Genomic DNA, 25,137 nt, shown 5'->3' on the forward strand with positions numbered 1-25,137 from the left:
CAAAATTAGTTACAGCCTCATTAGATAAGTAAATACCTGTTGTTAACTATGTAAAAGGAAGACTTAGGTCTTCCTTTTTTATTTATCTTTTTCTGGTTTACATGCATAGTCAGTTTACTCATCATTTCATTTGTTGATGGGTATTTTTATAATAGTGTAATATATGATTACCCAATTAATATAGCTCTTCAAATTGTTTGCTAGCCTCAAAATCCTCTTGTATGGTCGTAATGCTACGCCATTGCAAAATCCTTGCGTTAAAGTAATTATCAATATGTTGCGTAATTGTTTATTAACGCGCGTGTAGGCCTTTAAATCCCTAAGTCTCTTGCTAGTGATAATCTCCTTCTGCTACTGTCGAAATCGACCATATCAATAAGACTTGGTAAAACGACCAATAAATAAAAACTATACGGGACTCATGTTTTGAACTTAAAAATGCTTGGCTCAATCGCCATTGTTGCAGGAACTGCTATTGGTGGGGGTATGTTAGCTTTACCACTTGCTACCGCAGCGCTAGGTATTATGCCTGCGATTTTATTGCTGGTAGTTATCTGGGGATTATCAGCTTATACCTCTTTATTAATGTTAGAAATTAACTTACGTACTGGTGTGGGTGATAACGTCCACGCCATTACTGGCAAAACCTTAGGCAAGGTTGGTCAACTTATTCAAGGCGGATCGTTTTTAAGTTTGTTATTTGCCCTGACCATGGTGTATCTAATGGGCGGATCATCGCTACTTGAATCTCGCTTAGAGCCATTATTAGGTGTCGATTTAAATAACCAAGTGTCAGTACTGCTATTTACGTTAGTATTTGGTGGCCTAATTGCCGTTGGCGTGAAGTGGATTGATAAAGTCTCTCGTGTGCTGTTTACTGCGATGATCGTGTTACTGGTTCTAGTGGTGGCATTCCTGCTACCAGAAGTGAACCTTGTAGCATCATTAAGTAATTTTTCAGCCAATGTCGCCGAAGGCGATAAACTAGACCAACTGTGGTTAGCGGCTATTCCTGTGGTATTTACCTCATTTGGTTTTCACGTTTGTATTGCGACGATTGTGCGCTACCTAGAAGGTGATGCGGTTTCATTAAGAAAAGTGTTATTGATTGGTTCTACCATCCCGCTAGTTTGCTATATCTTATGGATATTAGTCACCTTGGGTACCTTAGGCGGTGAGACTGTCAATGGTTTTGCAGGCTCGTTACCTGCACTAGTTAATGCATTACAAGCTGTAGCTAACTCCGCAGTTGTCAGTCAATTTATTGATTTATTTGCCAATCTTGCACTCGTGACTTCTTTCTTAGGCGTTACCATGAGCTTGTTTGACTATGTTGCCGAGTTAACCCGAGCAAAAGATGATAAAGCAGGCCGTGCTAAAACTTGGTTAATCACTTTCGTACCACCGGTACTGTGTGCGCTGTATTACCCTGATGGTTTTTTCCAAGTATTAGGTTTTGCTGCAATTCCATTAGTAGTGATGATTATTTTCTTGCCGATAGTCATGGCATTAAAACTGCGTAAGCAACAATTAGGTGGCTATGAAGTGTGTGGTGGCAAGCTTGCGTTAGCTATCGCAGGTCTATTAGGTTTGTTGATTGTTGTTGCTCAGTTGATGGTGGCTTTAAGCTAAGTTGCCAATAAATGAAGCTGTTTTGTAAAGATGCTTTGTAACGGCATTTTTCTGAGACTATTTCTTTGTAGAAACAATATGATAAAGTCAGGCTATCCGCCTGACTTTTTTATGCCTTAAATCTGAACATTGTTGCTTCAATATGACATTGTGACCGCATTAAAATACAGGCTATTTGGGGCTCTTTTATTAAAAATGGAATAATAATGAAAACATGGTTATTAAGCGCTGCAATTTTGGCAACATTTGCCAGCCAAGCAGACGAAGGAATGTGGCAGCCTTATCAGCTACCTGCAATGGCTGATGAGCTTAAAGCAAAAGGATTGGAGATTGATGCCAAATCGATTTCAAAATTAACCGAATTTCCAATGAATGCCGTGATTAGCCTAGGTGGCTGCACAGCATCATTTGTGTCGCCTAAAGGCTTGGTTGTTACTAATCATCATTGTGCTTATGGCGCTATTCAGTACAACTCAACCCCAGAGAACAACCTGTTACAAGATGGTTTTTTAGCTAAAACTTATGCAGAAGAATTACCTGCTACACCGGGTTCACGTATTTATGTTACTGAAGCTGTTACTGATGTCACCGCTAAAATAAAAGACGGTGAAATGAGCAAAACTGGTAATGACTTTTACAAAGGCATTGAGCAAAAAGAGAAATCATTAGTCGCAGAGTGTGAAGCGCAAGATGGTTACCGCTGTAAGGTTTATAGTTTTCATGGCGGTCTTGAGTATTACTTAGTTAAACAGATGGAAATCCGCGATGTTCGCCTAACTTATAATCCTGCAGCCAGTGTGGGTAAATATGGCGGCGATATCGATAACTGGATGTGGCCACGTCACACTGGCGATTTTTCATTCTACCGTGCTTACGTCGGTAAAGATGGTAAGCCTGCCGATTTCAGTAAAGATAATGTCCCATACGAGCCTAAAAGCTTTCTTAAAGTGTCTGCAAAAGGCGTAAGCGAAGGGGACTTTGTTATGGTGGCAGGTTACCCCGGCCGTACTAACCGTTATCGCATCGCGAATGAAGTCGAAAACCAATTTGAGTGGGCTTATCCGCAAGGTAAAGTGTTGCGTGAACGTTTAATTGAAATCATCAAAGACACAGCCCCAGAAGGCAGTGATGAGCGAATTAAATATGAAAGCTCAATTGCAGGATTAGCCAATTACGCTAAAAACTTTACTTCGATGATTGAGTTTTACGGTAAATCTACCATGTTAGATGAGCGTAAAAGTTTAGAGCAAAAATTAGCTAAGTGGATTAGCAAAGATAGCAAGCGTCAGGCGAAATATGGTGAAACATTAGCTCAGTTAGATAAGTTAATTGCCTTAGACCAACAGGGTCAAGAGCGTGATTTATTACTGAGTTACATGGATTATTCAACCATGAAGAACACCGCTGAGCGCCTATATCGTTTAGCTCATGAAAAAGCGTTACCGGATATGCAGCGTGAGCCTGGCTATCAAGAACGCGACATGACTCAGTTTACCTCAAGTATGGAGCGTATTGACCGTCGTTATGCTGCCAGCGTTGATAAAGCCATGTTAGCAGACTTACTCAAGCGTTATGCCGCTTTGCCAACCTCTGAGCGTTTAGCTGATTTTGATAAGGCTTTCTCGATTGGTAAAAACTTCGATGAAGCCAAGCTAATGAAAACCCTTGATAGCATGTATGCCAATACCACACTGTCAGATAAAGACGTCCGCTTAGCTTGGATGAATAAGTCGGTAGCTGAGTTTAATCAGTCGAAAGATCCGTTTATTCAATATGCGGTGATGACCTTTGATGAAAAAATGCAACGCGAACAAGCGCAAAAACAACTTGCTGGAGACTTAATGAAAGTGCGTCCACAGTATATGGATGCGGTCATTGCCTATAATCGTGAGCTAGGTAAACCGGTTTACGCTGATGCTAACTCAAGCTTACGAGTCACGATTGGTAACGTAAAAGGATACTCGCCCCAAGATGGTTTAGTGGCGGCGCCGTTTACTCGTCTTGAAGGTATTGTTGCGAAAGATACTGGTGCAGCTCCATTTGATGCACCGACTAAGCAACTTGAGCTTATTAAGCAAAAGCAGTACGGCGATTTCTACATGAAATCAATCGATTCTGTACCGGTTAACTTCTTATCGACTTTAGATACCACTGGTGGTAACTCAGGTTCTCCAACTTTGAATGGCCGCGCTGAATTAGTGGGTTTACTGTTTGATGGCGTTTACGAAAGCATCATTGGTGACTGGGGTTATGATCCTCAAACTAACCGCTCAATCCAAGTGGATAGCCGTTACATGCTGTGGGTGATGAAGTATTTAGATAATGCTGACAACTTACTTGAAGAAATGGACATCGTAAAATAATTGATAAGCAGCTACAACTTAAGTAGCTGCTGCAGTGTGACTAATTCTGCGGCCTCTAGGGGCCGCATTTTTGTTTCTGGCAACTGAGCAAGCTGACAATTCATCATGCTCACTCTTAGCAAATCAACAACGTGATAGCCCAGCGCTTGGGACATTCTGCGAATTTGTCGATTAAGCCCTTGGGTTAAGGTGATCTCAAATTGGCACTCGCCAATGACAGAGACCTTACAAGGTTTAGTGGTCACATCTCGATAGCTGACTCCTGCACTCATTAACGCGGCAAAATCATTTTTAAGTGGTTTATTTACCGTGACTTGATAGACTTTTTCATGGCCAAAATCAGGATGCATCAGTCGATGAGTTAGCGCGCCATCATTTGTCAGTAGTAATAATCCGCGCGAGTCCTTATCTAATCTTCCTGCAGGGTACAGCCGGGGTGAAGCGGGTAAGTGATGGATTAAACTGGAGGCTAACTCAGGTAATAAGCGGCAATCAATGCCCACGGGTTTGTGATATAGCCAATATTGTTTGCTCTCTAGTGGCGCAATAGTTTCACCGTCTAGTAAAATATTGGGGTTTACCACATTGGGGCTGACGCGATCTACCGCTGAGGCGATTTGACCATTAAAGCACACTCTACCTGCGGCAATAAGCCTTTGGGCTTGGCGCCTTGAGCAGACTCCGCAGTGAGCTAAATACTGCTCTAAGCGCATATTATTGGCCAAAATTAGTTTCCTACAAGCGATAAGTTGGCAAGGTGATGTTGCTGCTTAATACGGTTTTTCATATCAATGGCTAACACCATACACCACAAAATATTGGTTTGAGTTAGTACCCACATCACCAAGGACATCCAACAAATGTCACTGGTAGCATGGCTACATGGATCAAAATCTAATGTCGACCAGTTAAGCAAAGACATCAATATTATTGAAAATATTAACCCAATAATATTTAGAGCGAATAATGGACTGGTTAAAGCGCTACGCTTGCGAAAGTATTCCATAAAGCAAAAACAATGCAGCAAAAAGGTGCAAATGAGATAACCGGTTGAAAACAGACGGTGTTGCTCTAAAAAGTTAATTGGAAAGATACCAATGAGTACAATTAATACGCCTAAGGTAGCGCCAGTGACGGTAATACCTCGGCTGTAGCCATCTTCAAAGACAAAGTAGCGCGCTGACATAGCCAGTATTAAACACATTCCAGCAATGACTAATGACATATTGTAAACAATGGCTAACGGTGAACTCATATAGTCACCTAAGGTATCAGCTCTAATGCTCAGTGGGTTAATACCCAAACGAGACACTTCAGCAATTAACGCCGCCCCAATGCCAAGGCCACTAATTACAGCAGTCGCTAAAGACATGAAAATAATCATTAAATATAAATCGTAATGTTTATTAAACTGAATTGATTGGCTCATGGGTTGTTTGATATGCAAATGTTAACTTTAGACTAACACTTTTAAACCGCTCTTTTATATAAAATAAAACCTGAGTTCAACCATCATTAAGTCGGTTGTTCTCAGGTTTTATGCCGTTGGTTTGACAGTGAATTAAGCGCGTTTACGCAATATCACAATTGAAATAGCAACCACAGCTAAAATCATACAATACCAAGCGTGTGAAATAGCAGCTAATGGGCTAATGGCAAAGGTTGATGCTATCAATAGTGCTTGAGCGCCATGGGGAATTAACCCTTGAATGATACAAGCAAAGATATCTAAAACACTCGCCGCGCGCTTAGGTGCAACGCCATGCTTGCTGGCTAAGTCTTTGGCAATGTCACCGACAACCACAATCGATACCGTATTGTTAGCGACACACACATTGGTTGCTGCAACCATACCTGCCATACCTAGTTCAGCAGCGCGGGGTGATGCGTCACCTTTGGCTTTAGAGAAGCGGGCAATCAAAGATTCAATCTTCTGGCTTACAAAGGTTAAACCGCCTTGTTGTGTCATCAGCGCAGCTAAACCGCCAACAAGCATAGATAGAATGAAGATTTCTTGCATGTTGGTGAAACCAGCATAGATATCTTGACCAAATTGGACCGCACTATAATCCATAGTGAACAGGCCTGTAGCGCCAGCTAGCAGTATGCCTACGGTTAGTACCACAAACACATTAACTCCTGATACTGCTAAAAATAATATCGTTAGGTAAGGAATAACGTTAATGAAGTCAATTTCTTGGGCGGCAATGTCAGCTTGTCCCTGACCCGCAATAGCAAATAACACTAAGGCAATTGCTGATGCTGGCAGCGAGAAAATTAAGTTCTCACGGAACTTGTCTTTCATTTCACAGCCCTGAGTACGGGTTGAGGCAATGGTGGTATCAGAAATAATAGATAAGTTATCACCAAATAATGCACCAGATAATACTGCGCCAGCCATTAATGCATAATCAATTTGCGCTTGATCAGCAACGCCTAATGCAATCGGCGCTACCGCTGCAATGGTACCCATTGAGGTGCCCATCGCGGTAGCAATGAAGGCAGCAATAACAAAAAAGCCGGGTAATAATAAGTTCGATGGGATCATTGATAAGCCCAGCGCAACTGTAGCATCAACACCACCAGTCGCTTTAGCGACAGAGGCAAAGGCGCCTGCCAATAGATAAATCAGACACATAGCAATAATATTGCTGTGACCAATACCGGCAATGAAAGTATCAATGGATTGATTTAATTTTTGCTTAGACAGTAATAACGCCAAGATAATCGCCGGTAAAATCGCGATAACACTAGGTAACTGATAAAAAGCAAAGTCTACACCTTGGCTTTGAAAGTAAACCCCAGCGCCAATAAATAAGGCTAAAAAAGCAAATAGTGGCAGTAAAGCAACAAAGGAGGCTGGGCTGGTGGCCGATTTTTGTGTTTGTGTGGTCAAGTGAGTCTCTCTTATTATCTTATTCAATTCATTGATGGTTATTGGTGCTGCACCAATAGGCTGCGAGTTACTTTAGCAATCCATGTTATTTCAGTTTCAATGATGATAGCTTGTGCAATGATAGTCAGCATAGGAGATCTACAAATTAGTGTCAATCTAGACGTCTAGACTTCTTTGCTTCTAGGGTTGGTTTTACTTTAATGGCACATGCTAACTGTATTTGCAGCACAATAAAGTATACATCTCATTAACCTTGAGGCGGTTTGGTGGCTGTATTTTGACCTTTAACAGCCGCTGCAATATTATCGGCGTTCATTGATGCAAGAGCCGCTTGATTATGAAACCAGATAGAATGACTGCAATGCAGCAGCTCATAAACCAAGTTAAAGATACCTTTCCCTTAGATGATCCTGCTTTAGCCGTATGTGGTTCTAATAATAGCTGTATTGGCTGTCCCAAAAAACTTCTTGAAATTGTCGATAGTGAAGTGAGTTATTGGCAATCATCGCTGGACAATAATGACACCCCGAGCTTTGGCGATTTAGAAAAATTTGCCAAGTTATGTAAAAACGTTCATCGAGGTTTAAAGCGCAACGGCTTATTTGATAGTCAATAGTGCGAATATTGCCTGTGAGGGCTTGATGGTTATTAGGATTGTTATCAAGCTGCCTTTTACTACCTCACTTTCCTGCCTCAAACTCCCATATCCGCTGTAATTTTAGATTTCATTTTTTCCCTTAAGATGGTTAGCATTGCCTAAGCTATGTTGATAACCGATAACTGACTAGCGAAATTGATAAAGCGTACTGTTGTGGCACAAAGCAATAGGCTATCTTAGCGAGGTAGCCTCACTATAGGAATAATAATGGCACTGACACTTTCGCAAATTGAAGCTTTTTGTTTAGTCGCAGAGCTGGGCTCTGTGTCAGAAGCGGCGAGACAAACAGAACAGAATCGCACCAAAATGACCATGGCGATTAAAGCGATGGAAAAAGATCTCGATACCGCATTATTTGATCGCACCGGTAACCAAGTCACATTGTCCGAAGCAGGTAAGGCTATTTATAAAGATTGCCAAAGTATGCTGACAGCGGCGCAGCGGATCCGCCAAACCTGTCGTCAAGTTAAAGGTGAGTTTGCTGCAGAAGTATGGATTGCCCGTGACGACTCTTTACCTGACGATATTTGGTTAGAGTTGACTCATCAGCTTAATAATCACTTTCCAGCAACCTCATTTAATATTGTGCTGGCCTCCACCGGCGATCTGGCCAATTTAGTTGAAACTGAGCAAGTTAATTTTGCTTTTGGAATTGACTATGAAAGCACTGATAGTGCCATGGTGACATCACATCCTTTAGGTAAAATTCGCATGATGTCAGTGTGCCGTCATGACCACCCCTTGGCAGCAAAACGCCGAGTGTCAGATGAAGACTTGCGCAGCGCCATGCAAGCATCAATGGTATATTTAAATGAAAAGTCCAATCCTGAATTACAGCCTTTTTCCCGTAACTATATTGGTTTTTCAAGTTTTGATTACATTCTTAGCTCCATTCAAACTGAAGATGCTTGGGGTGTAATGCCTGAGCCCTTGATTAAACATTTATTGAGGCAGCAATCCATTGCGGTGATTAAGCATACTTACGGTTTATTGCAGGAAGACTATTGCATGTTTGCAGCAAGTGGCCTTAATGAGCATCCCGCGACAAACTGGTTAGCCGATCAGTTAAATGACTATCTATTTGCTTTTTAATCTTGTGTTCATGATAAGCCCATCCTCGATGGGTCATTAAATCAAACTGTTCAACTGGTCCATTTCAATAACCAGCTATCACCTTTGTATTAGCTTATTCGTGTTATTTCGGATTCATGCCAAGCACTCACTGTCAATATAATTGACAGATGATTGCTAAACTAAGTCATTGAATAGCCTTGCTATAATAATATTACTATCAAAATAACCTCACAGACGTTGAGTTTGTCATTGCTGATTTAATACAGAATGCCAAACTGTACTCAATTACCTATACGGGTAAATGATTAATTTTATGAGGAATTCATATGTGTGTGCCATCTCAAGCAATAGAGCAAAAAGTGTTGATACTGTCTTCAGTATTTGCGCTGATGTTTGCTGTAGGCGGCTTGGCGGTTGGGCTGATATTGGGTTCCTTAGTCATAGCCTTTGATGGTTTATACTCGTTAATTAGTTTGCTGTTAACTATTTTGTCACTGCTCGCCGCTAAGCTTATCCATTCCCCGAAAGATAAGCGTTTCCCCAATGGTAAGGCGATGTTTGAACCTATTGTTATTGCGATCAAAGGTTTAGTGATTATGAGTCTAGTGATTTATTCACTGTTCGGCGCAATCGATAGTTTAATACAAGGTGTCAAGCTGTTAGACATTGGTGTAGCGAGTGTTTTTGGGCTGGTAAATACCCTTGGTTGTGGTTTTGCTTGGTGGAAAATAACCCAAATGAGCCGCGAGTCGCACTCAGGGTTAATTGAAGCAGAAACTAAGCAGTGGCAGATGGATACTTTGCTCAGCATGGCTATTACGCTGGGGTTTGTTATCGCATGGGGCTTAACGCAAACTTCGCTGGCTCAATATGCAGGTTATGCCGATCCACTCATGATGATATTAATTTCAGCTTACTTTTTGAAAGTTCCTTTTTCTATGGTGAGTCAAGCGGTCAAAGAGCTATTGCAAATGGCACCACAACAAGAACTGATTGCAGAAGTATCCAAAGGCATGAAAGAAGTTGATAGCCAAGAAACCCTGCATTTAGGCAGTGTCGTCAAAGTGGGAAATGAGCTTAGAATTGATATCAATGTCGTACCTAGTGAAGAGTCAATTATAAAGACCGGTGATATCAAAGTATTTCAGCAAAATCTCAAGCAAAAGTTATCAGCGCTGCCATACAAGTTAGAGCTTAAAATGAATATTGCCATTTAGCCATTTAGTCATCAAGCTATTGCTAGTCACTACAATAACCATATTCGATTATTGGTACCATTTGAGTCTTAACGAAGACTCACTTATCCGCCGCAACAACCACTAACTTGCTCATTACGCTTCATTTAGCGAGACAAACTTGATGCTAAATACGGCCTTTCAATAATGGCTTTTTTGCGCTATCTAGGTGCAGCTTGCACTACTTACAACCATTTTCAAAAAATCTAATTAAATTAGGATATTGATTTATAAGCATTTATCAACCTTGGTATGAAGTTGGCTTATTAGCAGTCAACTACATAACTATAGGGAATGCACTATGTCATATATCGAGCCAAAGGAGTTTGCTACCAAGATGGTAGATGCTGGGGAGCAAAAAATCTTCATGTCGACACGAGATACATTAGTTAGGGCATTTATGGCTGGCGCGATACTGGGACTTGCCGCTTTTTTTGCCATTACCGTTATCGTGAAAACAGGTAGCTTGTTAGTCGGATCATTATTATTCCCGGTTGGGTTTATTATGTTGTATCTGATGAAGTTTGATTTGCTGACAGGTGTATTTACCTTGGTGCCTTTAGCTGTCCTTAACAAGCGACCGGGATGTACCTGGGAGCAACTTTTTAGGAATTGGGGGTTAGTGTTTGTGGGGAATTTTGCCGGCGCGTTAACCGTGGCATTTTTTGCATCCTATATCCTGACTTATGGTTACAACACTGACGGTGGAGTATTAGCGGCTAAAGTGAGCTCAATTGGTGAGTCACGTACGTTAGGGTATCAAGAGCATGGCGTGGCAGGCTGGTTTACTATTTTTATTCGCGGCATGTTGTGTAACTGGATGGTGTCTATGGGAGTGGTAGGCGCTATGATCTCAACCTCAGTGAGCGGCAAAATGGCTGCAATGTGGATGCCTGTGATGCTGTTCTTCTTTATGGGTTTTGAGCATTCAATCGTTAATATGTTCCTATTTCCATTTTCAATGATCATGGGCGGTGACTTTACTGTTAGCGACTACCTATTGTGGAATGAAATCCCAACGGCATTAGGTAATTTAGTCGGCGGCTTTTTACTCGTGGGCTTACCTTTGTACTTAACCCATGTTAAGACAAGCCCTGAGCGTAAAACTGCTGCTGAAAAAGAAAGCTTAGCTTTATAAGCAGTGCTAAGGCCTATCCTTGTCTCGATTGGGCTTTGTTATGGCGATTCAAGTGATACCTGCTTACTTAATGGTAAGCCGTTGATGGTTTTATCGGTAAATACTATTAGCTTGAACACTATTAACCTAAATAAAATAGCTTGAACAAAAAATGCCCGCAGCTGCGGGCATTTTTATGGTTTCAAACCTGCTAATTATTAGTCTTCAGCATCACCAAGGGACAATAACGTCGCGTTACCGCCAATGGCAGTAATATTGTTGGTGCGGGTTTTTTCAGTAATAAAACGAGTAAGGTAGTGTGGTCCGCCTGCTTTGGGGCCAGTACCTGATAAACCTTGACCGCCAAAAGGCTGTACACCCACTACTGCGCCAATTTGGTTACGATTAATATAGACGTTACCCACATCAACCTTGTCTGCAAGATTTAACGCATGGCCTTCATTGCGGCTATGAATTCCTAAAGTAAGACCAAAGCCGGTGCTGTTTATCTCGTCAATAACCGCGGCTAAATTAGCGGCTTTATAACGAATAACGTGCAAAATTGGCCCGAAATGTTCTTTCTCAAGCACTTTAATTGAATCAATTTCTACCGCTGTTGGCGACACAAAGTGGCCATTTTCAGTGCCTGCGGGTAAGTTGATTTTCTTAATTAACTTACCAACTTGCGAGATATGATCAATATGGGCATTTAGGTTCGCTTTTGCAGTGGCATCAATCACAGGGCCAACGTCAGTTTGAACAAAGCTTGGGTTACCAATACTGAGTTCTTCCATTGCGCCCTGCATTACATCTAACACGCGATCGGCAATATCTTCTTGTAAGAACAGCACTCGCAATGCCGAGCAGCGCTGGCCTGCACTGGTAAACGACGATGAAACCACATCTGCAACCACTTGTTCTGCTTGTGAGGTCGAGTCAACTATCATCGCATTTTGACCGCCAGTTTCAGCGATGAGCGGAATGATAGCACCTTCACGATTAGCTAATGTGCGGTTAATCAATTTAGCAGTGCCGGTTGAACCAGTAAAGCACACACCGCCAATACGTTCATCAGCGGTGATCGCTGCGCCAACAGTAGCGCCAGTGCCTGGTAAGAACTGCAGTACATCGACAGGAATGCCTGCTTCATGAGCTAATTGCACTGCGCGGTAACCTACTAATGAAGTTTGCTCAGCGGGTTTGGCAATCACGGTATTACCAGCAGCTAGCGCCGCAGTAACTTGGCCCAAGAAAATCGCTAATGGGAAGTTCCAAGGGCTAATACAAACAAAGATGCCGCGGCCTTGAATGAATAGTTCATTTAATTCACCCGTCGGCCCAGGAAGCAAAGTTGGCGCCGCCATCATTTTCTTGGCTTGAATAGCATAGTAGCGACAAAAATCTACTGCTTCACGGACTTCATCAATGCCATCTTGTAAGCTTTTACCTGCTTCACGAGTACAAAGGGCAATCAGCTCTTCGCGGTTCTCTTCAAGTAAGTCAGCCAGTTTTTGCAGTGCAGATGCACGCTGCTCAACGGGGGTATGACTCCAACGATGAAAAGCGCCATGGGCAGAACTTAATGCAGCTTCAATTGCCTGATTATTGGCAAAAGCTACTTGTCCCACCGTTTTAGTGGTGTCAAATGGGCTGAGTACATTTTTGGTTTCGCCGCTTAAGGTCTCGCCATTGACTAATGGCCCAGCAGTCCATTGGGTATCGTTAAATTGGTCAACGCCGGCAAAAAATGGCGCAGACTCAGAAATGATGTTCATGTTTAATCCTTTAGAGTTTTTACGTTCTATACCAAAAATATCTTCCGGCAGAACAATTTTATTATTAGCTAAAGTTTTATAAGCTTTTAAAGTGGTTAATGGATGCACCACTAAGCTTTCGATAGGGGTTTTCGGGTCCACTAATTTGTGAACAAACGAGGTGTTAGCGCCGTTTTCTAATAGGCGCCTTACCAGATAAGGCAGTAGATCTTTATGGGCACCAATAGGCGCGTAGATACGCACGGATTTTGCGCCACTTTCAGCCAGCATAGTGTCGTAGAGCTCTTCACCCATGCCATGTAGGCGCTGGAACTCATAGTGACGATTCGCGCCCATCGCACTGATACTGGCAACTGTTTGGGCATTATGGGTGGCAAATTGCGGGTATATGGCGCCTGTAGTGGCGTCAGAGAGTAAATAACGAGCACAGGCTAAATATGATACGTCCGTGCCGGCTTTGCGAGTGTAAAGTGGGTAGCCACCGTCGCCAGCTTGCTGAGCCCATTTTAACTCACTGTCCCAATAAGCGCCTTTTACTAGTCTCACTGGAATTTCATCGCCTTGCTCGCGGGATAACTTAGTTAACCAACATAATACCGGCAGGGCACGTTTTGAGTAGGCTTGAACCACAATCCCCAGTAAGCCCCAACCTTGAGTTTCGTTGGCGTTATATAGCTTCTGGAATAACTTGAGTGATAATTCAAGGCGATCCATTTCTTCGGCATCGATTGAAATACCGATGTTGAGCTCGCGCGCTTGCACGATGAGTTTAATGACAGTGTCATATAATTCACTGAGTACACGTGATTCATTGGCGACTTCATAGCGTGGATGCAGCGCCGATAATTTGATTGAGATTGTGGGGCGAGGAGCGCTTGATAGATCGTATTCTTGTGCGCCTAATTCAGCAATCGCATGGCTATATTCAGTGTAATACTTATGTGCATCTTTAGCGGTTAACGCGGCTTCACCGAGCATATCATAGCTGTGGGTGTAACCTTGCTGGCGCTTAGCAACACTGTTTTTAAGGGCCTCTTTAACCGTTTGTCCCAACACAAACTGTTTACCCATAATCTTCATCGCGGCATTCATTGCTTGACGAATAACAGGCTCACCAACACGATTAACTAAACGGTTTAGCAAGTTACTAGGTTTGCCGTCGATGTTTTTATCTAACTTAACGATTTTACCTGTGAGCATTAAGCCCCAAGTGGATGCGTTAACTAACACTGAATCACTTTTACTTAAGTGCGCATCCCACTTAGCGCCAGAGAGCTTATCTTCGATTAAGGCATCTGCAGTAGCGGCATCAGGGATACGCAATAATGCTTCAGCAAGACACATCAAGATAATGCCTTCTTGAGTTTCTAAGCTGTATTGCTGCAAGAAAGCATCAATGCCAATCATTAGGCCTTTCTTTTCAAATTGGCGCACTTTCAAGACCAGTTGATGGGCTTTATCAGTGATTTGCTTAATTTCAGTATCAGACGATGGCACTAATTTAATAAGCTCAGATAAATACAGTTCTTCATCAACGATGTAATTATTAGTTATGGCTGAGAATAGCTCATCTAAGCTAGCATTATTGTAATGACCGTTTAGGACTTCACTGGCATTGAACATAATTTTCATTCCGTCTTGAGCTGTTTACTAACTTTGTAAACAAGATGTTTATTATGATGTTTTTTATTTTGTATACAATGTACGAAATCGAGGCGAGTATACGATTAAAATGTGATGTTGAGCAAGATTTAGTGTCAGTTGTGATGATGAAATATAGCCTAGGTGTTTTTTATACCTCTTGCAGGCAAAATAACGACTTTTTTGAGGGGGTAAATGTTGTGCTTTTGTTGCCAGCGTAAGCTCAAAAAGCAGAAACAAAAAAGCCAATGCAATGGCATTGGCTTTTCAGGTAAGATAAGTCGCGTAATTGAGCTAGGACTACATCCAGCGGCTGTTCTTCTTACGTTGTGGTCTTGGTAGATAGACTAGGAAAATACCGATTAAGGCGCCTAATCCAGCAATTAATGCGCCTTGTTGCCACATTCTTGATTGAGCATTATCTTGAATCGCATTCAATTCTTTAATCGCATGGTCGCGCTGTTGAGATGCGCTAGCAAGCTCTGATTCTAGAGATAAAATCTGTTGGTTAGCTGCTGTTAGCTGTTGGGTTACAGACTCAGAGCTTTGATCTAGCTGCGCTAAAGTTTGCTTGGCTTTAGCTAGTTCTGCTTCAACAATTGGCAAACGGTTTCTAAGGCCGGTGCCTTTTTTAACTAACTCAGAAATCACCCAACCTTCACGGTTTTTATGATCACGAATTTTACTGTAATCGTTTTGGCTTTCGTTTAATAAGGTAACTGATTGGCCTGCTTCGATGGTGCCTAAAATACGGTATTGAGTCCCTGGACCACTATGCATGTAAATATCGACATCATCGGTAATGAAATGCGTCGCTTGTTGCGCCATTAAGCCATTTGAGAGCAGTAGTAATACTACCATTGTGAACATTCTTAACACGTTATTTTTCCATACCATTAGAACTACCCGTCATGCTATTTATTTAGCGACTTGATTGCAAGGAAGAACGCAAAAGTCTTATTCAAATAAGCGATATTACTGATTAATCTAATGGGATTATGCGTAAAACGTTATGCTTTGGCTAAATGAAGCGAATAATTAGCCCGCTGATTAACGAAAGTTTGCTATTTGAAACAAAAAAGCCGGACATTAATATGACCGGCTTTTGCGTGGTTAGCTTAATAACTGACGAGTTATTAGCTAAATATCCCTTTGATGGTGAAGAAGAACAGGATAGATAATGCCGCACCCGCAGGTAAGGTAACAACCCAAGAAACAACGATGTTACGTACTACACCGATATTAATTGCGGCAATACCACGAGCCATACCCACACCTAATACCGCACCAACTAGTGTTTGAGTTGTCGAGATAGGTAAACCGGTACCTGATGCAATAACAACTGTTGATGCTGCAGCAAGTTCAGCAGCAAAACCACGGCTTGGGGTTAAGTGAGTGATGTTTTTACCAATGGTTTGCATTACACGTTTACCAAAGATAGCTAGACCCATCACAATACCAACCGCACCTAATGGTAAAATCCACCAAGCTAAAGCCGCTTTAGAGCCAATTTCACCGCCGCTGTTAACAACTGAAACTACAGCTGCTAATGGGCCAATGGCGTTAGCAACGTCATTTGAACCGTGAGCAAATGCCATACAACAAGCGGTAACTACCATTAAGATAGCAAATACTTTTTCTACATTTGCATATTCAGTTTGGCGATTAACTTCTCTGCTCATGTTTAAGCGGCCGATCATAATCTTACCAAAGATACCAATAACAACGGCAACAATAGCGGCTAAGCCATAGGCTTCAGCAGTTGAGAAGTGCAATCCAACATGCTTCAAACCTTTAGTAATAGTCACAAGTGACATCACAAAGCCTGCAAAAGCCATGTAGAAAGGTACATAACGCTTAGCGTTGGCTAACGGATCATCAGTGTTAAAAATGAGTTTTTGAACACTTTGGAAGATCATAAAGGCGATGAAACCGGATATCGCAGGAGTCACAACCCAAGAGCCGACAATGCCAACAACCTTGCCCCATTCAACAGAATCTACGCTAACACCTACTGCAGCAAAGCCAACAATAGCGCCAATAATAGAGTGAGTCGTAGATACAGGCCAACCTAGCGCTGAGGCTAGGATCAGCCAAATACCTGCAGCAAGTAGAGAACCTATCATGCCGTAAACCAGTAATTCAGGTGAATCGACGAAATAACTCGCGTCAATAATCCCTTTACGAATTGTGCTGGTCACTTCGCCACCCGCAAGGTATGCACCTGCGAATTCGAAGATCATTGCAATGATAATAGCTTGTTTAATAGTGATAGCATTAGAACCCACAGAGGTTCCCATAGCATTAGCGACATCGTTTGCGCCAATACCCCATGCCATCAAAAATCCAAATACAGCCGCAATACCAATAAGCATTGGGCCATTGGTGACTAATACATCAACCATGTTGTTTCCTTGATAACCTTTTTAGTTATGAACTGCGAGCTAACATTAGCTCTAGGCGAGAGCCTACACGCTCGGCTAAATCTGCCAAGCCTCCAACCCATTCGATAATCTTGTACATAAACATGACATCGATAGGATTCAAATCTGCTTCCAAGCTTAGTAGTAAGCGACGTACTTGGATTTGCAAATCATCTGAATCAGCTTCAATACGATCTAATTCATTGATCATTTTGGCGACTAATTCGACTTCACGTCCTCTAAAACCTGTTTCGAGAAGGTCATCGAGTTCGTTAATTGCTTGCTTAGCAAGAGAGACAGCATCTAAACAACGTTTGAGGTAAGCTTTAAACGGTGCTTGCACTTGTTGAGGGAAAACTAATTGGCGACCAATAATACGGCCGGAGATGTCTTTTGCCTTGTTAGCGATTTTGTCTTGTTGAGTTAATAACTCAAGCAAGTCAGTACGCTCTACTGGCATAAACAACCCACTAGGAAGGGTAAGGCGGATCTCACGCTTTAGCGTATCTGCCTCATTTTCAAGTAAGCTTATTTGCTTACGGACTTTGACCGCTTCATCCCAGTCACCTGAGGTCGTTGCGTCAAAGAATGGTACAAGTAGTACAGCACATTCATGAACTTTGTCGATATGCTGTTCTAAGGGCTTAAGGGGTGATTTTGCAAACACTCCTAAAATAGAGTTTACTGGCATTGCGGTTAACCTATTTAATGATTCCAATTTTGGAAAAGCGGGCGCATGTTACCTTAAGCGTCCACATAATGAAACTGTGTTTTTAATTTAATCTACAGTTGATATTAGTCAGTATATAGAACTGAGTAACGCTATCCTAAGGGATTTTTATTACACTAATGTGACATTATGAACTAATTATGACGCATTAATGAAGATTTAATGACAAGGTGAAAAAGAAGTCAATGGACTCTGAGATAGAACTTAAGCTGTTTATACAGCCACAATACCATGATTTATTGGTAAAATTACTGAATGAATTGGACGGCGCTACCCCTCAAGAAACTTGTCAGTTATCAAACAAATACTTTGATACACCTCAATTACAATTAAGACAACATTTGATGGGGCTTAGGGTACGCCAAACTGAAAAGTATACCGAGCAAACCATTAAAACTGCGGGCAAAGTTATTGGCGGTATTCACTCTCGGCCCGAATATAATGTGGCTATTGAGCAAGATTTCCCCGAACTGGCATTATTTCCTGACACCATTTGGCCGCAAGAAATGCTGGTTAGTGAGCTGCAAGCTGAAATCAGCTGTATTTTTGAAACTAATTTTTGCCGTCAATCATGGCATGTTTATATTGGCGATAGTTTAGTTGAGATTGCATTTGATACCGGTAATGTCCTGGCTAACGGCAAAGCCGATCCCATTTGTGAAGTGGAGTTTGAACTGTTAGCTGGTGACACGTCAGCGCTATTGCAGTTGGCTATTGACGTTGCTCGTCATGTTCCGGTGAGATTAGGTAAAGCGAGTAAAGCCCAGCGCGGCTATTTACTTTCAGGTCACTCACAAGCGCAATCATTAAAGAGCATCGATTATATTCGCTTACCCAGCGATAAAAGTTTATCAAAAACCTTGGAAGTATTATTAGAGTCGGGCATCGAACGCTGGCAGATCATTGAATCAATCTTGCTTGATAGTGATGAAATTTCTCAGCAAGCACAATTATGGATGCAACTGCGGGCTTGTATTCGATTGTTGCGACTGACTCTAAGCCAATTTGGATTATTGAATTCACAAGTGCTCAGTTACTTCGACACGTTAGAGCAACAACTACAATTTATTGAGCCGCTGCAAAGCCTCAGTTTAATTATTGATGAGCGTCAAAACTTATTCGGTAAATCCATTAATAAAGCGCCGCTAAAGGCATTAGCTAAAGCCAGTGCGGCTAAGCTTGTTGCTGATAATAATCTCGAGGCTTTTTGGCTTAAACCTGAATACGGTCAATTACAGCTTGAATTAGTGGATTTATTATTAAAAACTGCCAATGGTTCCCACCGCTTAGTGGATTATCCTGAATTGGGTGTGTTTGCTAATCGTTTACAACAAGATTCATGGCAGCGGATTGTAGATGTAATGCCAATGAGCGCGGCAATGGATAGCCTTGATTATCAAAAAGTGGCCCATTGCTTAGATGAAAGTATCTTGGTGGGGTTTGCTTATGGTGAATTGTATCAAGCAGAAGACCGCGAAGCATTCAGAGCGCCTTGGCAAGATTTAGCCTTAGGTATTCAAACCTTAGGTTGTTATCAATTGTTGGCTAAACTGACTGCAGAGACCGACGTGGATATTGGCCGTTGGCTTGAAGATAAAGAGGCTAGTTTGCTGTTTGCCATGGAGCATTCTCGTAAAAGTGCCTTAAAAAACCAGCCATACTGGTAAGCTAAACATTTAAACATAAGGCCTATCAGTTGATAGGCCTTATTTTTTTATAGATGAAATAATCCGAATGTGGTGAGTACTGGTTAATTCTTGTCTATAAGCTGCTGTTTTAAAATGGCTATTTCATCAAGCATTTGACGCTGGTTTTTTTCCATTTGTTGCTGGTTTTGCTCCATACGCTCCAATGCTTGCTCTAAAGCAGATTTGATATCCTGTTTATTAGTTTCTTCACGCTCTTCACGTTCATTGCTGTCTGGCGCGACAAAAACCGATGCCATGTAACCAGAAATCACCCCAAAAAAACTCACGCCACTAATAATTACAATCGCGCCAATGATATGGCCAATTGTGCTAACTGGATAAAAATCACCATAACCCACGGTTGATATGGTCACTAATGCCCACCAAATGGCTTGCTCGGCAGTTTGAATGTTGGCGCCTTCAACCCCAGTTTCAACTAATAAAATTAGCACGGAAGCTGCGCCCAAAATAAACACCATTGCCACTAATAACCCGGCTAAGGTGGTTTGTTTGCTTTGTCTTAATAGCGGAATGATTAGTGTGCGTGTGGCACGAATTAATCTGATCACCCGTAATATTTGGAAAACACGGGCGATACGCAGTGCTTCAATTGCAGGGATGCTGGCAACAAAATCAATCCAGTGATGTTTTAAATAAAACTTCTTACTTGGGGCTTTAAAAAGTTCATAAAAAAAGCGCGACATAAACAAGAGGCAGATACTGGTATCAATAAACAATAATACCCGTCTGGTTTCAGGATCTATTTTGCTGAAAGTCAGCATAATCACAATAAAGACTGAAAAAAGCGATAACACCATCATCGCCAGTTCGAAAGGGCTGGGACCATTTAAGGTTTTTAATGACCAGCGTTTTTTATCTATCATCGATACAAATCCGTTTTGCAAAAGCAGTGCAGTGATGCTAACAATCATGGGGTATGGCGTAAACCTTAATTGCAGCCAAAAAAAACACGCCTTAAACAAGGCGTGTTTTTTAAAATCCAAACATCAGCTATTCGTCTACAAATTGCACTAAATCATCTAAAACGCGCTTTTTAATTTCAAGTTGTGCATCTGAATTTAACCCGTATCGCTGGGCTAGTAAGACGTAATCATCTTGGCTTAACGATACGGTTAATCTGGGCCTTTTTGGGCGCTTAGTGACGCTTAAACCAAGTATTGAGCGAATTTGATCTGAAGGGCTGACCCCTGCATCAAGGGCGGCTTTTCGGATCTGGTACTGAAACTTTTCATCTAAATCAAACGCGACTTGGGTTGCCTTGGCCGCTTGCTGATTTTTTATCCAGGTTTCTGGTAACGATTTACCTTTACTCATGGTTGGTTTAACTCCCTAAAACCGCTTTAACTTAGCTTGCCGGCCAAAACTCGCGAATATCCGTTAATGGGCGATATAGCGTCAACATGACTTCAGTATCGCCACCTTCATAAACTTCGACATCCACAGCGTGGCTTTCATCGCTATCAACTAATGAGTAGCTTTCAAAGCCATCGCCTCGTTGTTGATTGCTATCATCTTGAGGTGGCTTTTGACCACGGTAATCTTGACGATGGAAATAACCAAAAGTGGCAAATTCAACTTGATGATAAGCATCACTTAACCAGCGTGCGTATTCACTGTCTAATTCATTTGAAAGCGGTAGTGTTTTGAGCTCAGCATTACCGGGCTCTTCAAATAACTGTGAGAATTCATCGAGATCAAAAATTTGCTCAACTATAGAGCGATTTACTTTGACAGAGAAACTTAAGTAAGCTTCATCTTCTTCAATGTAAGACATGAAAATAGCGGTGCCACTGTGACCGCGAAGTAACCACTCACATTGTTGTGAACGTTCATATTCATAAGTATGAATCGCTTCAACTTTAAGTTGCTGCCCACGTAGTTGCTCAGGTAAGGCAAAACTATCATCAAGGGAGATCATATCTCCCTTGAGTAGCTTGTTCACATGGTCAAGCTGACGTTTAGGGGCTTCTTTCTTGCCAAATAGGCCACGCAGAAATCCCATAGTCAATTAACCTTTTTTCGCTTTAAGACGCTCTAAAACAGCATTAGCACTAGACTTTTGCTCACCAATTCCTGCTTCTGCTAGCTTAGCGTGTAAAGACTTGTCGCTATTCTCTTCAGCTAAGGTTTCTGATGCTTGTAGGCGATCATCAAACTGTTGCTGGCGAGCTTTAATACGCTCTAGTGAATCTTTTGCATTCATTAACTTTGAGTTACTTGATGCAAATGAATCAGTAATAGTCGCGGTGGCTTTTTGTACGCTTTCAGTGGTTTTAACCATGCTTAGCTGACGTTGATAATCAGTTAATTGACGCTCGGTTTTCTTCACTAATTCTTTTAAGCGTAAAGCATGTGCAGAATAGCTGCTGTTCGCTGTTTCGTGTTCTGCTAGCTCTTGATCTAACTGAGCGATTTTTTCAGCAACTTCAATTGCTAACGCTTCGTTATCTTTTTCAAGTGCTTGAGTTGCATAACCTTCGTGCTCAGTGATGCTGCGTTTCAGGCGATCGATTTCACGGCTTGCTTGCATTTCTTTCGCCATAACGTCAGTTAACTCACGTTTTGCTTTAGTTAAATGCTTTTCTGCGTCACGAATTTCTTGTTCAAAAATACGAGTAGAGTTTGCATCAACAATAGTTTGGCCGACTTCATTTGCGCCGCCACGAAATGCCGTTAAAATTTTATTTAAAATGCCCATGATATGGCTCCTTACTTCAAAAATTCGACAAGTTCGTCGATGACTTCTAAACAGTTATCAGACAATACTGATAATTCCTGCTCGATCTCTTCCATGCTTGAGGTGACTGATAACGCCCCGTAAACCACATATTTATCATCAATTTTTGCAAAAGATGACAAAGGCATTGGAATGTTTAGTTCAAGCATAGTTTCAAACATTTGGGTACGAGTTTCAGTTTTTACTTCGCTCTCATCCCATAAATAACTGATACATAAGATTTGATTGTCAGTTACCGATACAAATACCGGTAATTCTTCACGGCCAGCAACGTTGACTTGTAATACTTCAACATCACCATCAATTGGAAAACAATCAAACTTCAAACCGGTATGGCTAAGGTCGCCAAGTTCTGTCAAATGGTTAGCAATCTTATGGATATTCATATTCGTCCTTATTGACATATTATGTCTTAGGTTTCAAAGATAGCACTTAGACATATTATGTCAAGACTATTTTTGAGTTGGTTAAAAAAGATTCATCCCTTGGTTGTCAGACCAAGATGCTAAGTGGTAATGGTATAGCTGTAATGAGCCAATTCTATTCACTTTGATAGTGTCAGCATCATTATAAAATGTGCCAGGAAACTCAAATGCGCCATGTATAAGCCCAGGAGTCAGCCATTGCTCATTAATGGGCAACGTCTCGTTATGGGCTAGACGTTGCTTGGCATTTTGTCCTGATAAGGTGGCGATAGACCAGCCCCATTCACCAAAGCTTGGCACGTTATGATGGTATTGCTCGACCGAAAACCCTGCCGATTCAATGGTTTTTCCTACAGAAATAAAGGCATTTTGGGCATGATAAGGCGAAGTCGATTGTACCGTCATTGCCCCATCAGCGCTCAATAGCTCGACCAGTTTTCGATAAAATAAATCAGAATAAAGCTTATTTAAATCAGGGTGACTCGGATCTGGCAAATCCACAATAATGGCATCAAATTTTTGATTGTCAGCAATCAGTTTATCAATGCCATTAAAGGCGTCATCATAAATAAGCTTAACGCGAGGATCATTTAGTGCATCGCCATTAAGGGCTAACATGGCATTGCTAACACGCTCTGGCATGTTCTCATGGGGCTCTCTAAACAAGTCGACGAGCTGTTCATCTAAATCCATTAAGGTGACCGATTTTGGATCCCATTTGAAAACTTGCTTAAGCCCTAAGCCATCTCCGCCGCCAATAATTAGCACATTATCCTGCCTTGCACTGGCTGCAAGTGTCGGGTGAACTAAAAAGCTGTGGTAGATGTGCTCATCAATACTGGAGAACTGTAATCGACCATTAATGTATAGCGAATACACTGGCGCTTGACCTTTGCCTCGCAGCCGCTCGGTAAAGGTTAACTGCTGAAAACGGGTAGCTTCTGAATACACCACTTTGTCTTTATATAGCAGGTTATTGAAATTTTGCTCCCAACTGGGGCCGTGCAGTGCCAGTAGCACTAATACTCCTGTGGCGATAAAATGTCCTGCGAGGATCAGTTTAGCCCAGCGGATTTGCTGCCAAAAGCGCCAAATAAACACAAAGCCTGCTAACAAGTTAACACTGGCGGTGAGCGCTGCTGCGAGCTGAATATCTAACGACAGCATGAACAGTACCCAAATAGCCGCGCCAGCACCCGCACCGACATAATCAGCGCCATAAATGGTGCCGGCATTGTGCAGCAAGTGCTCTTCAGATAAGGATTGACGTACGCGGGCAATCAGCGGGATCTCCATGCCGATCATCAAACCTAGAATAACCCCCCAGATATAGGGTAAATATTCACTAAGATTTTGTAATACGCCAATAAAACCGCCGTCAGGTAAATGATCTGGTGGCAGGCCTAAGGTGTTGGCAATAATTAACGGTAATTGCTGGCCAAATCCAATCACGGCGGCGGTAATTAAAATCGCTAATGATCCACAAAATGCCACAATAAGTTCAAGCATCGCAAAGCCGGTGAAGGCACAGCGAATTTTACGAGCGGCAAAGGCGCCAATGCCCATAGACACAATCATAATGCCTATCATGGTGTAAATAGCAGCTTCTAAGGCGCCGAGAATGCGGCCTGCATAGTGGGAAAGTAGGTATTCGTAAATAAGACCACAGCCTGCCAGTAAGGCCATAATGCCCAACAATAGGGCATCATCAAACCAAGCAAGGCTGCGTTTATTCGCTGGAGGCAAGGTGCCTGTTTGAGAAGGGCTATTTTGCTTGTCGCAGCCCTCCTGGCTCTGTTCAAGCAAAGTATTATTCATCTATTTATGCCATTAACGCCGCTAAAATGAGTGCAACAGCAACACTAATTGCTAGTTCAACTGCAGCCACACCGACGTTGTGTTGTTTCTCAACTTCGTCAGTTAGGTTGATTTGAGCTAAAACTAGCTTTTTAACCACAGCAAGTAATAGCGACAACACTACCAGCATGATTATCGAGAAGGTTAACCAGCCGACGATATTCATTAAGTAAGCAGTTGGATCATAGATAATAAAGTGACTGGCCGCTTTAAAGGTAAATGCCATGGCAATCATGTAACCACTGTGACGAATCGCAACGGCTATTTGGCCTTGCTCTAGTGCTTTTTGCATCGAGGCATCTTGATTACGTTTAGCGTATTGGTGCTCACGAAAGCGAGTTAATAACACTAACATTAATTGCGAGATTAAGAAGGCGGTAAAGATAGCAATGAAAGTATCTAAGGTAATATCTTCTGCCCACATTAATACCGATCGAATGATAATTGCTGTGGCAACAGCAGCGGCGGCATCAACGATGGCAACCGACATATTACCATTGATAATTTGGCTGTTTTTATCGATTTCATTTAAGGCAATTTTGTCGTGTAGTACTCGACCAAACTTGATTAAAAGTAAGCCAAATAAGCCGTAAGCTGTCATGCCAATGGCTTCAACAATATACGAATCAGCAGCTTCACCTGTAATCGCCCCTGAAAGTACAATCCCTAATGCCAGAACGGCACCCGCAGTACTAACCCCAAAAGCAAAGTTATCACGCTCTGCGAGTTCAGCGCGGCTGTTTACTCTCACGCTCCAGCCTTGTAAGTAGCGCATTAGCGCCAGTAAGATCACCGCGATGGTCAGATCAATCGCTAAAATTATCGCTAAATCTAGGGTGAGTCCGAAGTCATTTAAAAATGTCAT

At 42.0% G+C, this 25,137-nt stretch carries 21 protein-coding genes; 7 read left to right on the plus strand and 14 right to left on the minus strand.

Translation table 11 applies throughout. The annotated features are described in order from the left end of the window. Window positions 1-426: 426 nt before the first annotated feature. Together AB4140_RS14955 and AB4140_RS14960 are read left to right on the plus strand one after the other, a co-directional pair. Window positions 427-1,632, plus strand: a complete 1,206-nt coding sequence (locus tag AB4140_RS14955; protein ID WP_372001542.1) for an amino acid permease — start codon at window positions 427-429, stop codon at window positions 1,630-1,632. A 206-nt stretch (window positions 1,633-1,838) separates the two neighbouring features. Beyond that, window positions 1,839-3,995 carry a S46 family peptidase gene (locus AB4140_RS14960; protein ID WP_372001544.1) on the plus strand — a complete coding sequence of 719 codons (2,157 nt, stop codon included), beginning with the start codon at window positions 1,839-1,841 and terminating at the stop codon, window positions 3,993-3,995. Window positions 3,996-4,006: 11 nt separating this feature from the next. Here the strand turns inward: AB4140_RS14960 and AB4140_RS14965 are convergent, their stop codons facing one another. The 3 genes from AB4140_RS14965 to AB4140_RS14975 form a co-directional block, all read right to left on the minus strand. After that, window positions 4,007-4,720 (minus strand): pseudouridine synthase, encoded by a 714-nt coding sequence (locus AB4140_RS14965; RefSeq protein WP_372001546.1) that lies wholly within the window; start codon window positions 4,718-4,720, stop codon window positions 4,007-4,009. Window positions 4,721-4,722: 2 nt separating this feature from the next. After that, on the minus strand, window positions 4,723-5,367 hold the full coding sequence (locus tag AB4140_RS14970) for a hypothetical protein (RefSeq protein WP_133149374.1): 645 nt from the start codon (window positions 5,365-5,367) through the stop codon (window positions 4,723-4,725). A gap of 189 nt (window positions 5,368-5,556) precedes the next feature. Next, complete coding sequence (locus AB4140_RS14975; protein WP_368506623.1) at window positions 5,557-6,909, minus strand: Na+/H+ antiporter NhaC family protein; 1,353 nt, start codon at window positions 6,907-6,909, stop codon at window positions 5,557-5,559. Between the two features lie 319 nt (window positions 6,910-7,228). Between AB4140_RS14975 and AB4140_RS14980 the strand changes: the two genes are divergently transcribed. The 4 genes from AB4140_RS14980 (at window position 7,229) to AB4140_RS14995 (ending at window position 10,996) form a co-directional block, all read left to right on the plus strand. Then, entirely contained in the window at window positions 7,229-7,507 is a 279-nt protein-coding gene (locus tag AB4140_RS14980; RefSeq protein WP_372001547.1) for a hypothetical protein, read from the plus strand. A 249-nt stretch (window positions 7,508-7,756) separates the two neighbouring features. After that, on the plus strand, window positions 7,757-8,641 hold the full coding sequence (locus tag AB4140_RS14985) for a LysR family transcriptional regulator (RefSeq protein WP_198589270.1): 885 nt from the start codon (window positions 7,757-7,759) through the stop codon (window positions 8,639-8,641). Between the two features lie 308 nt (window positions 8,642-8,949). Beyond that, window positions 8,950-9,840, plus strand: a complete 891-nt coding sequence (locus tag AB4140_RS14990) for a cation diffusion facilitator family transporter (protein WP_372001549.1) — start codon at window positions 8,950-8,952, stop codon at window positions 9,838-9,840. 319 nt (window positions 9,841-10,159) lie between these two features. Next, the gene (locus AB4140_RS14995) at window positions 10,160-10,996 is read left to right on the plus strand and encodes a formate/nitrite transporter family protein (RefSeq protein WP_076540465.1); all 837 of its coding nucleotides are present in this window, start codon (window positions 10,160-10,162) and stop codon (window positions 10,994-10,996) included. 197 nt (window positions 10,997-11,193) lie between these two features. On the opposite strand, the gene putA is transcribed toward AB4140_RS14995, so the two are convergent. The 4 genes from putA to AB4140_RS15015 all read right to left on the minus strand — a co-directional run bounded on the left by putA (window position 11,194) and on the right by AB4140_RS15015 (window position 17,505). After that, window positions 11,194-14,373, minus strand: a complete 3,180-nt coding sequence (gene putA, locus AB4140_RS15000) for a bifunctional proline dehydrogenase/L-glutamate gamma-semialdehyde dehydrogenase PutA (RefSeq protein ID WP_102531064.1) — start codon at window positions 14,371-14,373, stop codon at window positions 11,194-11,196. A gap of 318 nt (window positions 14,374-14,691) precedes the next feature. Next, a complete protein-coding gene (locus AB4140_RS15005) occupies window positions 14,692-15,252 on the minus strand; it encodes a TIGR04211 family SH3 domain-containing protein (RefSeq protein ID WP_241904939.1) in 561 nt (186 codons plus the stop codon). A 275-nt stretch (window positions 15,253-15,527) separates the two neighbouring features. Continuing rightward, a complete protein-coding gene (locus tag AB4140_RS15010; protein WP_102475326.1) occupies window positions 15,528-16,796 on the minus strand; it encodes an inorganic phosphate transporter in 1,269 nt (422 codons plus the stop codon). Between the two features lie 25 nt (window positions 16,797-16,821). Then, window positions 16,822-17,505, minus strand: coding sequence for a TIGR00153 family protein (locus AB4140_RS15015; protein WP_102438563.1), 684 nt, complete (start codon window positions 17,503-17,505; stop codon window positions 16,822-16,824). Between the two features lie 224 nt (window positions 17,506-17,729). Between AB4140_RS15015 and AB4140_RS15020 the strand changes: the two genes are divergently transcribed. Continuing rightward, the gene (locus AB4140_RS15020; RefSeq protein WP_102438561.1) at window positions 17,730-19,211 is read left to right on the plus strand and encodes an inorganic triphosphatase; all 1,482 of its coding nucleotides are present in this window, start codon (window positions 17,730-17,732) and stop codon (window positions 19,209-19,211) included. An 83-nt stretch (window positions 19,212-19,294) separates the two neighbouring features. Here AB4140_RS15020 and AB4140_RS15025 read toward each other — a convergent pair whose 3' ends face one another. The 7 genes from AB4140_RS15025 to AB4140_RS15055 all read right to left on the minus strand — a co-directional run bounded on the left by AB4140_RS15025 (window position 19,295) and on the right by AB4140_RS15055 (window position 25,137). Beyond that, window positions 19,295-20,116 (minus strand): ion transporter, encoded by an 822-nt coding sequence (locus AB4140_RS15025; protein ID WP_102438590.1) that lies wholly within the window; start codon window positions 20,114-20,116, stop codon window positions 19,295-19,297. A gap of 127 nt (window positions 20,117-20,243) precedes the next feature. After that, window positions 20,244-20,567 (minus strand): hypothetical protein, encoded by a 324-nt coding sequence (locus tag AB4140_RS15030; RefSeq protein ID WP_102438559.1) that lies wholly within the window; start codon window positions 20,565-20,567, stop codon window positions 20,244-20,246. A 31-nt stretch (window positions 20,568-20,598) separates the two neighbouring features. Beyond that, entirely contained in the window at window positions 20,599-21,255 is a 657-nt protein-coding gene (locus tag AB4140_RS15035) for a hypothetical protein (RefSeq protein WP_102438557.1), read from the minus strand. A gap of 6 nt (window positions 21,256-21,261) precedes the next feature. After that, the gene (locus AB4140_RS15040) at window positions 21,262-21,951 is read right to left on the minus strand and encodes a PspA/IM30 family protein (protein WP_076539734.1); all 690 of its coding nucleotides are present in this window, start codon (window positions 21,949-21,951) and stop codon (window positions 21,262-21,264) included. An 11-nt stretch (window positions 21,952-21,962) separates the two neighbouring features. Then, window positions 21,963-22,376 carry a YjfI family protein gene (locus AB4140_RS15045; protein WP_076539733.1) on the minus strand — a complete coding sequence of 138 codons (414 nt, stop codon included), beginning with the start codon at window positions 22,374-22,376 and terminating at the stop codon, window positions 21,963-21,965. Window positions 22,377-22,457: 81 nt separating this feature from the next. After that, window positions 22,458-24,233 (minus strand): polyamine aminopropyltransferase, encoded by a 1,776-nt coding sequence (locus tag AB4140_RS15050; RefSeq protein WP_102438555.1) that lies wholly within the window; start codon window positions 24,231-24,233, stop codon window positions 22,458-22,460. Window positions 24,234-24,237: 4 nt separating this feature from the next. After that, window positions 24,238-25,137 (minus strand): DUF350 domain-containing protein, encoded by a 900-nt coding sequence (locus AB4140_RS15055; protein WP_102438553.1) that lies wholly within the window; start codon window positions 25,135-25,137, stop codon window positions 24,238-24,240.

This window comes from Shewanella sp. 10N.286.51.B2 (assembly GCF_041469265.1).
In the GTDB taxonomy this organism is placed as follows: domain Bacteria; phylum Pseudomonadota; class Gammaproteobacteria; order Enterobacterales; family Shewanellaceae; genus Shewanella.